This window comes from Lactiplantibacillus fabifermentans DSM 21115, assembly GCF_000498955.2.
Classification (GTDB): domain Bacteria; phylum Bacillota; class Bacilli; order Lactobacillales; family Lactobacillaceae; genus Lactiplantibacillus; species Lactiplantibacillus fabifermentans.
In genome coordinates this window covers 24,901-37,713 of sequence record NZ_AYGX02000080.1, presented here as the reverse complement: position 1 = coordinate 37,713, position 12,813 = coordinate 24,901, and the positions used below count along the sequence as shown (strand labels likewise).

The 12,813-nt window shown below is 45.6% G+C and carries 18 protein-coding genes; 8 read left to right on the top strand and 10 right to left on the bottom strand.

All coding sequences use genetic code 11. The features are described from left to right. Position 1: 1 nt before the first annotated feature. The 7 genes from DY78_RS07325 to DY78_RS07295 all read right to left on the bottom strand — a co-directional run bounded on the left by DY78_RS07325 (position 2) and on the right by DY78_RS07295 (position 4,448). Entirely contained in the window at positions 2-448 is a 447-nt protein-coding gene (locus DY78_RS07325) for a hypothetical protein (protein ID WP_056993511.1), read from the bottom strand. Between the two features lie 61 nt (positions 449-509). Then, entirely contained in the window at positions 510-800 is a 291-nt protein-coding gene (locus tag DY78_RS07320; RefSeq protein ID WP_024626185.1) for a hypothetical protein, read from the bottom strand. Between the two features lie 22 nt (positions 801-822). Continuing rightward, a complete protein-coding gene (locus DY78_RS07315) occupies positions 823-1,332 on the bottom strand; it encodes a sunset domain-containing protein (RefSeq protein WP_024626184.1) in 510 nt (169 codons plus the stop codon). A 35-nt stretch (positions 1,333-1,367) separates the two neighbouring features. Next, positions 1,368-2,048, bottom strand: coding sequence for a superantigen-like protein SSL4 (locus tag DY78_RS07310; protein WP_024626183.1), 681 nt, complete (start codon positions 2,046-2,048; stop codon positions 1,368-1,370). Between the two features lie 210 nt (positions 2,049-2,258). Next, the gene (locus DY78_RS07305) at positions 2,259-2,525 is read right to left on the bottom strand and encodes a hypothetical protein (RefSeq protein ID WP_024626182.1); all 267 of its coding nucleotides are present in this window, start codon (positions 2,523-2,525) and stop codon (positions 2,259-2,261) included. Positions 2,526-2,613: 88 nt separating this feature from the next. Continuing rightward, positions 2,614-2,880: a hypothetical protein gene (locus tag DY78_RS07300; RefSeq protein WP_024626181.1), complete on the bottom strand. Its 267-nt coding sequence runs from the start codon at positions 2,878-2,880 to the stop codon at positions 2,614-2,616. Positions 2,881-3,008: 128 nt separating this feature from the next. Then, a complete protein-coding gene (locus DY78_RS07295) occupies positions 3,009-4,448 on the bottom strand; it encodes a C69 family dipeptidase (RefSeq protein WP_024626180.1) in 1,440 nt (479 codons plus the stop codon). Between the two features lie 154 nt (positions 4,449-4,602). Here DY78_RS07295 and DY78_RS07290 point away from each other — a divergent pair, with 154 nt between their 5' ends. From DY78_RS07290 to lysA, 3 genes are all read left to right on the top strand, one after another. Continuing rightward, a complete protein-coding gene (locus DY78_RS07290; RefSeq protein ID WP_024626179.1) occupies positions 4,603-5,496 on the top strand; it encodes a YitT family protein in 894 nt (297 codons plus the stop codon). 48 nt (positions 5,497-5,544) lie between these two features. Beyond that, the gene (locus DY78_RS07285; protein ID WP_024626178.1) at positions 5,545-5,736 is read left to right on the top strand and encodes a 2-hydroxymuconate tautomerase; all 192 of its coding nucleotides are present in this window, start codon (positions 5,545-5,547) and stop codon (positions 5,734-5,736) included. A 75-nt stretch (positions 5,737-5,811) separates the two neighbouring features. Next, positions 5,812-7,140, top strand: a complete 1,329-nt coding sequence (gene lysA / locus DY78_RS07280; RefSeq protein WP_024626177.1) for a diaminopimelate decarboxylase — start codon at positions 5,812-5,814, stop codon at positions 7,138-7,140. 97 nt (positions 7,141-7,237) lie between these two features. On the opposite strand, the gene DY78_RS07275 is transcribed toward lysA, so the two are convergent. Both DY78_RS07275 and DY78_RS07270 read right to left on the bottom strand, forming a co-directional pair. Beyond that, positions 7,238-7,630, bottom strand: coding sequence for a tautomerase family protein (locus DY78_RS07275; RefSeq protein WP_024626176.1), 393 nt, complete (start codon positions 7,628-7,630; stop codon positions 7,238-7,240). An 18-nt stretch (positions 7,631-7,648) separates the two neighbouring features. After that, complete coding sequence (locus DY78_RS07270) at positions 7,649-8,215, bottom strand: hypothetical protein (RefSeq protein ID WP_024626175.1); 567 nt, start codon at positions 8,213-8,215, stop codon at positions 7,649-7,651. Positions 8,216-8,313: 98 nt separating this feature from the next. On the opposite strand from DY78_RS07270, the gene DY78_RS07265 reads away from it, so the two are divergent. The 4 genes from DY78_RS07265 to murI all read left to right on the top strand — a co-directional run bounded on the left by DY78_RS07265 (position 8,314) and on the right by murI (position 11,161). Next, positions 8,314-8,982: a Crp/Fnr family transcriptional regulator gene (locus DY78_RS07265; protein ID WP_024626174.1), complete on the top strand. Its 669-nt coding sequence runs from the start codon at positions 8,314-8,316 to the stop codon at positions 8,980-8,982. Between the two features lie 89 nt (positions 8,983-9,071). Continuing rightward, entirely contained in the window at positions 9,072-9,911 is an 840-nt protein-coding gene (locus DY78_RS07260; protein WP_024626173.1) for an alpha/beta fold hydrolase, read from the top strand. 10 nt (positions 9,912-9,921) lie between these two features. Continuing rightward, positions 9,922-10,356: a MarR family winged helix-turn-helix transcriptional regulator gene (locus DY78_RS07255; RefSeq protein ID WP_024626172.1), complete on the top strand. Its 435-nt coding sequence runs from the start codon at positions 9,922-9,924 to the stop codon at positions 10,354-10,356. Between the two features lie 28 nt (positions 10,357-10,384). Beyond that, entirely contained in the window at positions 10,385-11,161 is a 777-nt protein-coding gene (murI, locus tag DY78_RS07250) for a glutamate racemase (RefSeq protein WP_024626171.1), read from the top strand. 366 nt (positions 11,162-11,527) lie between these two features. On the opposite strand, the gene DY78_RS07245 is transcribed toward murI, so the two are convergent. After that, positions 11,528-11,923 (bottom strand): tautomerase family protein, encoded by a 396-nt coding sequence (locus DY78_RS07245; protein WP_024626170.1) that lies wholly within the window; start codon positions 11,921-11,923, stop codon positions 11,528-11,530. Between the two features lie 110 nt (positions 11,924-12,033). Between DY78_RS07245 and DY78_RS07240 the strand changes: the two genes are divergently transcribed. Next, entirely contained in the window at positions 12,034-12,768 is a 735-nt protein-coding gene (locus DY78_RS07240; protein WP_024626169.1) for a LysR family transcriptional regulator, read from the top strand. Positions 12,769-12,813: the final 45 nt, after the last annotated feature.

The following is a 12,813-nucleotide window of genomic DNA, read 5'->3' as shown; positions in this document are numbered from 1 at the left end:
GTTATGCTGAACAATTTGTCCAAAAATTCGGATTAAATTTGCAATCTACCAAAAGAATACCCAAAATGTATACAATTGGGAAAATTAGAATGAGTAGAAACCAGTTTTGAGGATAAACTGATCTTACAATTGAAAGTATACTGATAACTAAAGCAACTATACTTATCTGTGAAGTATATTCCGATGAATCAATTGCCAGACTAGCATCTTGAAGGGTACCAATATCGATATGAGAAAGTAACTTAAGAGATTCGTTGCGTGCTATTTTTCGTTGATTTGGATTTTCTATTGAGAAATATAGTCTATCAATTTTCTTGGATAGCTTTAATAGTTTTTTGGGATTGTGTATATTTTCAGTGTTGATAACACTGCCCAATTCATTAATCGTTTCCTTTAGTGTTACTACTTTTGGTTCGTTAGATAAATCTGGTGAATTTGATACTTTCATGATTTATATACTCCTTTTAATATAGTCTAAAAAAACACAATACTTAGCCTTTAATCAGACCTTATTCTGGTTCAGCCGGTAAACTAGTGTGCCGTTCTGGTGGCGTAGCGGAATCGTCGTCATCTTGAAAATCAGGGTCGTCGGCAAACGGATCTTCGGTAGCATCATTATCGGTACTATCTTCCGTATCGTCATTGAGATTTTCGTTATCAGATTCAGCGTGCTCAATCTGACTTGATGATGTCGTTGGTGAGACTTGGACCGGGTCAGTGAGACCAAAGTTGCAGGCAGTCAACAACGTGCCTAATAAGCCTAAGCTTGTCATTAAACTGATGGTGCGTCGTAATTTCATTATGTTCTCCTAAAAATGTGAGTTATTTCAAAGCCGGGCGATAGCCGGCTTGTTTGGCTAGCGCTTCGTTGGCAAATTGAACGGCATACTTTGAGTTAATGTGATAATTGCGTTGACCGGGTAGGTGGTAAATCTTAGTTTTACTATTACCAACTACTGGACCACTGGCAGCATCACCATCTGTGGTGGCTACCGTCACCGCTGAACTAGCTTTGGTTGTTTTGGGTTTTGGTGATTTAACCGCGGCTGGTTTTGTCGAAGACGATCTGGCGTCCGTGGTGACGGCCGAGCTAGCTGTTGGAACTGGTTCCTGGGATGAAGCCTTAACTTGGGACGCACTTGAGCTGTTCGCACTGCTGGATACTGTCGTACTCGAGCTGGCTAGTGACTTGGCGCTTGCGGTTGAGATCGTGCTAGCTGTTGATGACGATGATGCTTCTGCCGATGTATCAGTCGCAGTGCCACTACTGCAAGCTGCTAAAGTTGTTAATCCGACCATTAAAATAGCTAACCAAACAAAAGTCCGTTTCATAAACAATTCCTCCTCGTAGCGTAACTGACAGTTAATTAGTGAACTTCACGGCGGGGTGCTTTATGATAGCCGGCTTGCTGAGCCGCGGCTTCACTATCAAATGGGACTGCATTACGTGGTCGGTAGCCGCGGTAATTCTGGGCCGGTGTGTAATAAATCATGCGGTGCCGGTCACCCCAAATGCGACTGTCACCAGCCGTGGACACTTTACCGGCCGGAATGCCATTGACCGTGGATTGAGCCGGTCGTGTTGGATGCGGCGTGTTAGGTCGGGTTACTGACGATGCCGGTATTTTTGTCGCGGGCGTTGCAGCTGGTAGTGCCGACTGACTGGATGCTTTAGGTTCCGCAGTACTGGTAACTTTGGCTTGGCTAGTCGCAGTCTCAGCACTAGCACTATTAGTGGTAACGGCACTTGACGAAGCTTCAGAAACTGAGGAACTACTTGCGGCCTGGCTGGTGTCGTCAGCGCTATTGGTAGCACTATCCGCACTGGCAGTCGTTGCACGACTGTGACCGGCTTCAGCGCCATCATCATCCGTTTGGCTGCTCTCATTTTTTTCGTCATCGTCATCCTGGTCACTGCTAGCCTGGGCCTTACTCGTGGTGGTCGCACTCGTCGTTTTAGTTGCGGTGGTGTGGTTGCTACATGCCACTAATACGACACTTAATAGCCCCATAATGACGGTTATGATGACCGTTTTAACTGACTTCATTTTTTGATCCCCCATATTATTTAGTTGTGACGGGTGCCACTATATAGAAGATACGTGGAAACTGGTGACTTCATTTTATTTTTTTGAGATTTTTTATATGAGGGATGATTGAAATCTGGAAAACGCCGTGGTGATAAGGTTGTGAAGTGGTTTTAACGAAAATAAAAAATACGTCACTGACGTTGTCAGTGGCGTATTTTAATCAAGTTGTTACCATTGTGCGAAAATAACAATAAAAATTGCAATTAAGTTGAGCCAGCGCATCTGTTGGCGCACAACCTGGGTGATACGGGGTTGGTGTGCCATCCGCATGACGTTAATGCCGACGAGTCCTAAAACGACGACCCCGATAATGGCAATGACGATGGCGGCGCCATGCCCCGCGGCCAAGCCTGACCAGTGCGCTAGCGCGGCGACAATTTCTAAGAAACAAGTGCTAATAATAGCTTTCGTGACTAAATCAAGTTGTAGTAGCATGATGACACCTCCGCGACAGTTTTGGCTGTCAAAGAGAAGATACACGCTTTTGAACGCGATAGCCGATTGAAAGTCGCAAACGCATACTTTACAAACAAAACAAGCCACCGACTAAAATTGCGGCACCTAAGTCGGTGAGATGGATGCGCCGTCGAAAACTCGTTGAAATTGTCGGGTGATGATCTAAGATGATTTCACTAGCTAATGCTAAACCGAGCCCTAAGCTCGCCACGATTAGCCGCCAAGTGCGCCATGTTGAACCGCCCAACCAGTGGATTAAAAACAACAAACTACTGAATACGATGACGCCACTCAAAGCTAATAGTGCCAACCAAATCACATCTAGTCGTTCCATGCCGGCCGCCTCCCAATAATTGATTCAAGCCTACGATAGGCGCTTTTTGGAGGAATGGTTGGCCCAAAGTTTCAGTAGTTTAGTATCCAAACAAAAAAACTGCGACTAACATCGTCGCAGTCAAAAATTTATAAGTTTAAATCAGTATTGTAATTTAATGGTGACATATCCGTACTGGTGGTAATCAACTCGGCCGTTAAGGTGCGCATGGTTGTTAAAGCGGTATTAGCTGCAGCTTCGTTAGCCGCATCTAAAGCCGCTACTAGTTCGTCGCCCGCTAAATCGACCACTTGGCGGTCGGTTTGAATGAGTTGGTGGCCTAACTGAATCGCCAATTCCTTTTGAGTATCGCCTAATTTGCCATGTAACGCATGATAGTGTGCATCGACTAAGACACCGACGAGTTTATAGACCCAATAGGCTGATTGGCTGTCGTACTTTTCAGTGGCGACTTGGTAGGCCGCCGGGGTCGTGCTGGCACCCGCAAAGAACGGCACATAGACACTTTCCGCCGCGACGCCCATGGCCAGCCAGTGAATGCCACTAGTGGTTGCCGGCAAATCAGGACGGATTTGTAAGACGTGTGATTCTTGCGTTTTTGCCAAACTGATTGGTCGGTATAGATGCTTAGCAGTTTTAGTGCCATTGCCAACGGGATCAAACGGCGTGCCTTCGTAGTGTGAAGCCAAATAATGTTGCGCTTCATCAATGTGAATCAAGCGATTGGCGCGTTGAATAAAAGGTAAGTTAAACGATTCAGGATCTTGTTCAACTTCCGGCGTGAAGTATTGTTGCCCATACCAAACACGCGGGGTGTTGTAGTGTTGGTCTGAAATGTCGGCCGTGCCAAAGACTTCGCGGAAGTTCAAACCGTTAGCCATCGAGGCGAGTTGGTTGTCGACAACAAAATCACGAATTCCTTTGGCGTATAAATAATTATCGTGGTCGGCCAAGTCGATTTCTTGAATGGCTAATTGATTAGCGACTACGGCGTAAGCATCGTCAGGAATGCGTTGAGCGACCCAATAATGGCCGGCGCCAGTTTCCATGTACCAAACTTCTTCAGCATCGCTAAACAAGATACCGTTCGTTTCATAAGTCCCGTGTTCTTCAACGATTTGACCGAGCCGTTCAACCCCTTCACGTGCCGAGTGGATGTATGGTAAGGTCACCGTGACCATAGCTTCTTCACCGATGCCGTCAACCACGTACGGATCCGCTGCTAAGACGCGAGCGTTGCAATAAGCACTTTCAGTCGCACTCATGGCGACGCCGTACTCATTAATGCCATCTTCTTCAAACAAACCGTACTTCGGCGTCCATTCCGGAGTCGCGGAGTACTTCGCACGGATTTTTGGTAACGTCATCTTGAACGGATGCTCAGCATCTTGGGAGGTGAAGGTTGGGGCCGCGTCGAATTCGGCGTGGGGATGAATGACAAACTTCTTCGCCCAAGCAGCCCGCGAGTCTTCATTACGACCAATCATTGTCGAGCCATCCGCGGTGGCATTTTTACCAATTAAAATACTCGTGCAAGCGGAATATGGATTAAACTGATGCGTTTGCATATGGTTCCTTCTTTCTATGGGTTCAATTGACTTCATTTTAGCATGAAACGCCACTTGTGCGGGGGCAAATATTTTTCCGGTGGTAACCGATGCTTAATGCGCCATTTTTCGCTATAATGAGGGCAAAAGAATCCGGAAAAAGAGGGTCAGTCGTATGTCACATCTTAAAAATCCACGGTTAGAACTACTGTGGCAATTTGCCGTTATCTTAGCATCGGCGGTCATCGCCGCGATTGCATTGAATGAATTTTTGATTCCGGCGGATACGTTTAGCGGCGGGGTCAATGGGATTGCGCAATTATTATATTCAGCGGGGAAACCGTTGGGATTGCAAATTAACACCGGGTATTATATTTTAATCTTCAATATTCCGATTGCGGTGTTAGGCTGGTTTAAGCTCGGGCATCGTTTCACCATTATGAGTTTTGCGACGGCCTTTTTAACTTCAATGGCCGCGGTCATCGTTCCGAGTGTCGATTTAGCGCATAATCCCTTATTGGGGGCCTTGTTTGGCGGTATTCTGACGGGGATTAGTATTGGCATCACGATGCGCTACGGCTTTTCAACGGGCGGTTTTGATATTATCGTACTCGTCTTAGAACGGGTGACTGGGCGCACGGTCGGTAGTTTAATGTTTATTACCAACTTTGCGATTATTATGTTATCTGGGATTTTATTTAGTTGGGAAAATGCGTTATTCACGATTATTTCGATTTATGCGTCGACGCGCCTCGTTGACTTGATTCATACCCGTCATCAAAAATTAACGGCCATTATTATTACAACAGAACCGACGGCAGTGAGTGCGGCGATTCAGGCCGCCATTTTACGGGGCGTGACGATTATCGATTCTAAAGGTGCTTATCGTGGTCATCCCAATGCGACGTTATTGGTCGTCTTGAGTCGCTATGAACTGTACGCTTTACAAGGGGCCGTCAGTGCACACGACGACCATGCTTTTGTAGATATTTTAAATACGGTGGATACGAGTGGCCTGTTTATGAATGAACGACAACAGGCGGCCCAACGTCAAAGTTTGCAAAAATGAAAAATTAGGTTATGATTAGATTCTAATAAAGGTTAAGGAGTGACAACCATGCCAATCGTACACATTGATTTAGTTGCCGGTCGTTCACAAGAACAATTAAAGCAACTCGTGAAAGATGTTACCGATGCCGTTAGCAAAAACACTGGCGCACCCGCTGAACATGTTCACGTGATTTTAAGTGAAATGCAAAAGAACCGTTACAGTGTTGGCGGTGTTTTGAAGAGCGACGAAGAAAACTAGCGTTGCGACGACCGGCCATGATTTTGGGCCGGTTTTTTGAAACCGGCAGTTTTCATTAAAAAGTGAGGTTGGATTGTGAACGAACAAATTACGGCAGCGGACTTAAACGCTGAGCATCATTTAACCGTCGGGGGCGTCGACACGCTCGCATTGGCGGAACAATATCAAACACCATTATATGTCTATGATACGGGCGCGATTCGTGATGAAATTGCAGCCTTTAAAGAAGTTTTTGAACGAAATCACGTGGCTTATCAAATTAGTTACGCTAGTAAAGCATTTGCCGCAGTGGCGATGTACCAATTAGCTGCTCAGGCCGGCATTCACTGTGACGTGGTCTCTGGCGGGGAAATGTATACGGCGAAACAAGCCGGTTTTCCAATGGATCACTTGTCGTTTCACGGTAACAATAAGTCACTAGATGAATTAACAATGGCGTTAGACAGTGGCGTGGGCTGCATCATGGTCGATAACTTTTATGAATTGCAATTATTAACGAAATTAACGACGGAACGCGAACAAAAGACCACCATTATGTTGCGAATTGCCCCCGGTATTTCAGCACATACCCACGAATATATTTCGACCGGGCAAGAAGATTCCAAGTTTGGCTTTGATTTGAACAGTGGGCAGGCCGACACCGCGGTTAAGCAAGCTCAAGCGGCGCCGTACTTAGACTTAGTCGGCATCCACTGTCACATTGGGTCACAAATCTTTGAACTCGACGGTTTTAAAATGATCGTGGATAAGCTGATTACCGTGTTTGCCAAGTGGCAACAGGAACTCGATTTTTATCCCCAAATCATGAATGTTGGTGGCGGTTTTGGGGTGAAATATACGTCGGAAGACCAACCGTTAAAACCGACCGAATTTGTCGATGCGATTTTAAAAGAAACCATCGCGCAAACTAAAGCGCTAAACGTGCCCATGTTAGAAATTTGGATTGAACCCGGGCGGTCCTTAGTGGCAACGGCCGGTATGACGCTTTATACCCTCGGCGCTTCTAAGGATATTCCTGGAATTCGTAAGTATTTGGCCGTTGATGGTGGCATGGGTGACAATATTCGCCCGGCCTTGTACGATGCTAAGTATGAAGCAGTCTTAGCCAAAAATCCGTCGCTACCTAGTGAACAGGTCGTCTCATTAGCCGGCAAATATTGCGAGTCGGGTGATATGTTGATCTGGAATCAGCAGTTACCGGCAACGCAACCGGGCGATGTGTTAGCCGTCTTAGATACTGGTGCTTACGGCTATTCGATGGCCAGCAATTATAACCGTAATCCGCGCCCCGCCGTCGTTTTTTGTGAAGATGGTAAGAGTCAACTCGTCGTCCAACGGGAAAGTTATGCCGATTTGACGCGCTTAGATCTACCGTTATTAACGCCCGCTAAAGCGGAATCATAGTTAGTACGATGAAATAGATTAGCTTAAAAATGGGCACCTGATGAAGTTGAAATCATCAGGTGCCCATTAAGTTTAGCTTATTTTTATGGCGACTAGCTTATGATAGTTTACCGGTTAAGAATTGGGCTTCACCGTTGCCAAAGCTCCAGTCAGCATCACTGTTAACGGTTAAGTTAATCATTACATCGGTTGCGGCAATCCCTAACTTATCATGAAGTGCCGTGACCAAGTTCTTATAAAACGCTTGTTTTTGTGGTTCGGTCCGGGGACGGGTGACTAAGCTGAAAATTAGCACTTTATCCGTCCGTTCAATCCCTAAGCCGGTGTCCAAAATTTGCATTTCGTAAGGCGCATGTTGGGTGACGATTTGGTAGCGGTCACCGACGGGCGCATCAAACGCGTCTAACATAATTTCGTAAGACACATCTAAGATTTGTTTGATTTCAGTTTCAGAACGACCTTGTAACATATCAATTTTCATTAATGGCATTTTAAAATTCCTCCTAAATTAGTGTACTTCGACGCTCGTGATTTTACCGACCGCAATCGGTAAGGTCACATGGGCATCGTAATTGGCGACTTCACCGGCGACCGTTGTTGGTAATTGCAAGCTGCTAGCAACCCCGTGAATATAAATGACGCGCTTGTCGAGTTCTAGTTCGCTGTCATTGAACGCCTTTTTGAATTCAGCATCCAATTGTTGTAACGGGACGACTTTGGTATAGGCAAAGTAACCGTTGGCATCCGCAACTGGATAAGCGTCATTGGGAATATCCATCGTTTCCGGGGTGTCATTGAATGGCACCATCGTTGTCCCCGAAACGGGTTCGGTTTCGGGTAGATCAACAAAGCCGTCGTGGTTCGTATCTTGCGCCGCGGTGGCAATTGCAGCTGGCCGACCATCGGGAAAACCGTGGAAATGTTCCCAATGTTGTTGATTGGCCGGGGTATCGAACATTTCAATATTAACGGTTAGTTGGTCACCATTGACGACGAATAGCGCCGAACCGTGAGCAGCTGAACCGATAATGGCTGCATTTAATGGCACAATACTTGCGTGATAGATTTTCATAATTAAAACCTCCGGATTTGTTTTGATTTCTTTTAACGATACTTAGTGTATACTAGCCAATAACTAAAAAAATTGATATATGTCAAGAAAGGAAAAATAATATGTCTCATTCCGCATTTAAATGTGTCCAATCCGCATCAATCTTTCAAGGCTTAAGTGACGACGACATTACCGCGTTGACCAAAATTTCCGTCCATCAACAATTAGTACCCAAGGGGACGGTGTTGTATGCCCCAACAACGATGTTGAACCGCATGATGATTATCGACCAAGGGCGCGTCAAAGTTTATCAGCTTAATGAAAATGGCAAAGAAAAGATTCTCTATATGTTGCGTCCGGGTGCCATTGACAGTGAAGCGGCGCTATTTGCCCAACGACCGCATTTTAATTATGCGGAAACGGTGGAAGACACCCGTATTTGCTCCATTAGTAGTCACGATTTTCAAGGCCTACTCCAACAAATGCCCACCTTGGCATTAAACTTGTTAAATGTGTTAGGTGATCGCTTGACGGCGCTCGAGTCGATGAGTGCGCTGACCAGTAACCTGGGTTCCAAACAACGTTTACTTACATATTTACAACAAGTTAGCCAGGAAAACCAACAAACACACTTTGAATTACCGGTTAAGAAGAAAGAACTTGCCAGTTATTTAGGGGTCACGCCGGAAACCTTAAGTCGGCAATTTAAGTTACTCGAACAAGATGCGTTAATTGCGGTCCATGGTCGCGAAATTACATTGTTGCCAGCAGCGGCGGTAAATGATTTTTAAATGAAAATTGATTGTTAGCCTTGTTTTTTATTTATTTACGGTTTATAGTGTATGTACACGATATAAAAAACAAGAAAGAAGTCTTAAAAATGACCACTTATCAAAATGTTAAAGTACAAGGATTGAATATTTTTTACCGTGAGGCCGGGGACCCCAGTTTGCCAACCTTAGTTTTATTCCACGGCTTTCCGTCTGCTAGTCACATGTTTCGGGATTTGATGCCGTTACTAAGTGACCGTTTCCACGTGATTGCCCCTGATTACCCAGGTTTTGGCCAATCGAGTGCGCCCGAACATACGGAATTTGACTATACGTTCGACAATTTAACCAATGTCATGACCGCGTGGTTACAACAATTGCAATTAACTAAATTTTACATGTATGTCTTTGACTACGGTGCCCCGATTGGTTTTCGCATTGCCGTCGCTCATCCAGATTGGATCAGCGGCATCATTAGTCAAAATGGGAATATTTATCAAGCTGGTTTAGGGTCGAAGTGGGCCAGTCGCCAAGATTTCTGGGATCACCCCACGGCCGCAAAGCGCGATACGTACCGCAGTGCTTTTGCCCCAGCCACCATTAAAGGACAGTATACGTATGGTACGCGCCCGGGCACGGTTTCGCCGGATGGCTATATGTTAGACATCGCTTATACGCACGGTGAAGATTATGCCGAACGCCAACTAGATTTAATTTATGATTATCAAAATAACATTAAATTGTATCCCGAATTTCAAGCTTACTTGCGGCAATATCAACCACGGTTATTGGCAGTTTGGGGTAAAAATGACCCATCCTTCATTTATCCCGGCGCAGAAGCCTTCAAAAAAGATGATGCCAATGCGACTGTCGAATTAGTGGATAGCGGTCATTTTGCGTTAGAAACTCACGCGGCGGTGATTGCCACGATGATCAAAACGACTTTTTAGGAGGATTTTTATGACGGAACATCATTTTTATCATACTTGTGCTTACTTTACGGCCGCAAGGTATTTGCGGTCGATTGAGCAGGTCGCTAACCAAACTTTTGCCCCCACGGGCTTCAAACCAGCGTATGCTTATATTATGATGGCGTTAGAAGATCACCATCCGGCTACGATTATGGAAATTGCCACGACGTTAGGTTACGAGCGTTCCACGGTCTCCCGGATGGTCAAGACGTTGTCACAGCATCAGTTAGTCGTACTCGCTAGTGCTGGTCGGGCCACCACCGTAGATTTAGGCCCGGCCAGTGCGTCATTTTTGCAAACCGCGAATGCCTGCTTGCAAAAATTTGGCGCCCAGACTGATGCGTATTTAGGTGCTGATAAGGCCAAAATGACGGCTTTACTGACAAGCAACAATGCAAAATTACGCGCCCAACTAGCTAAATAGTGACGTTAAGAGACATGAGGGATAAGTTATGGAAAAAGTAAATGCACCAATTGGTGTTTTTGATTCAGGCGTTGGCGGGATTAGTACCTTACAAACGTTGGCGAAAGCCTTACCAAATGAAGATTTCATCTTTTATGGTGATTCTGAAAATGCGCCATACGGTGAAAAGACGGCCGATGTGGTTTGTGATTTGGCCAGTCAAGTCATTGATACGTTACAATTGCAGGCGGTCAAAGCAGTAGTGATTGCCTGCAACACGGCCACTAGTGCGGCCAAACCACAGCTGGTGGCGGCCTATCCAACGTTACCAATTATTGGGATTGAACCTGCTTTAAAGCAAGCGGTCGATGCCGGTAAACAGCATATTTTGGTGATGGCCACGCCGTTAACTATCAGTTTGCCCAAATATCAAGCACAGGTGGCTAAGTATCAAGGAACGGTCGAAATTCAATCATTACCGTGTGCCGGCTTAGCGGACCTCGTTGAGCTTGGACATGCCGGTTTACCGCAGATTGAGAACCGCTTGACCGAATTACTTTCGCAAGTTGATTTGTCAGCGGTGGATGGGTTAGTACTCGGCTGTACCCATTATCCCTTTATTGAATCGCAAATTAAGGCGTATTTTGATCATCCGGTGGCGGTGTATACGGGCTATGACGGTATTGCGCATAATTTGAGTCATCAATTAGCCAATCAACACTTATTACGTTCAGCTAATCCTGAACGAACCGTTAAGTTTATGAGTAGTCGGAATACGCCGACGGAATTAGCACTATACCAAACCTTATTCGACCATGGTATTTAAGGTTATTAGCCGTGAAAGCGCGGGGACTATCAAAATAGTGAAAAACTAAAACATACTAAGATTAGTCTTCGAACGTTGACGGCCAGCCGGATATTATGACTAAATTGTACGGCACGTCTAAAACACAACAAGTCCCGGTCATAAATAGTGGCCGGGACTTGTTGTGTTTAAAATTAAAATCATTCAGTTTAGCTGGAGGTCAGCAGTAATGGCAGTGGCCGTGAGGTGAGCGACCGTGTCTTTCGGGCTCGAGCCGGTCGCCACGGCAACTGGAATTACTGCTGACCGGAAGCGGTAAGTATAAGTAGTTGATAGTTTTGTTTGAGTGATGTTTCAAGCGTTTCTTTACTCGCGTGACAATAAAACTTAATCTATTGGTAACGCGTCGACATACCGGAAACCTTGTGTCCGGCCACCAAAGCCCCAATCATCCGGGGCGACGTCTTGTAAGACGATATAGCTAGTCGGACTGATTTCGCCGAGTAGGTCGCGCATACCGGCAAAGGCTTGTTTGATGAAGGCGGCTTTTTCGTCACGGGTATTAGTACCGCTCGTAACTTTGACTTCTAAGAAGAACGTCGGGGTGGGCGCGGTTTCGCCACCAATGAACCAGTGCTCAGGATTAGCAAATTGCACATCGACGGCGGCAACTTCGCGTTGTTTGCCGAGCACGTTGACGACTAAGTTAGTTAATAAGTGGGCGACCTTTTGGGCCGTGACGGTTGATTCTGGGGTGGTTAAACGAACATTTAAATATGGCATAATTTGTATCTCCTTTAACTTGATGACTCAAGTATAAGCGCGTAAATGCTTGCTGCCTATGCGCCAATCGTGATATGGTTATCACAAATAACGATAACTAGGTGAAGCTAATGCAAACTCAAGATTTAAAAATTTATACGAAGTTATATGAACTGCGCTCGATTAATAAAACGGCGCAGACCATGCAATACTCACAATCTAATATTACCGCCCGGTTGCAAGCCTTGGAAAACGAATTACAAACGCAATTATTTCGTCGCAGCTTTCAAGGCTTGCAACCCACCAAAGCAGGTGAATTGACCTATGCGTATGCGCAACAAGTCTTAGCTGCGACTGCCAATTTGACGGCCCGATTGCATGATACCAGTGCGCGTAAAAAGGTCGTCATTTCAGAGTTGCTGTTCAACTATTTAGTGGTCGAGCAACAACGCTTTGACTTAAAAGATTATGACTTTCAAATTAAATCTTCAACTGCCATTGCTACGCTCGCAGAAGCTGCGACGCCGCTAATTATTACGTATGCTGATTTTCATCATCCGGCCTACGCTGAAATGAAGCGAAACTGGCTGACATCGGCATTTGTTTCGGATGACGGTTGGCTAAATGACCGGCCGTATCTGATTAATAGCGATACGCATTGTCCGTTCCGGCGACAAACGTTAGCCACGGTGCCAGAAGCCGCTACGTTGGCCGTCGATTCTTGGAATAGTATCATTGCGCTGGTCGAACAAGGCCGTGGTGTCGCGTTGTTGCCGCGCTATGTCGCTAAGGCTCACCATCTGCAACTGTTAGCAGATTACAAGCAAGTCCGGATTCCATATCGGACGTTTGCATTGCAAGCCTAGTGGGGCGTTACGCGATTATATAAAATAAGTTCAAATTAATAGCCA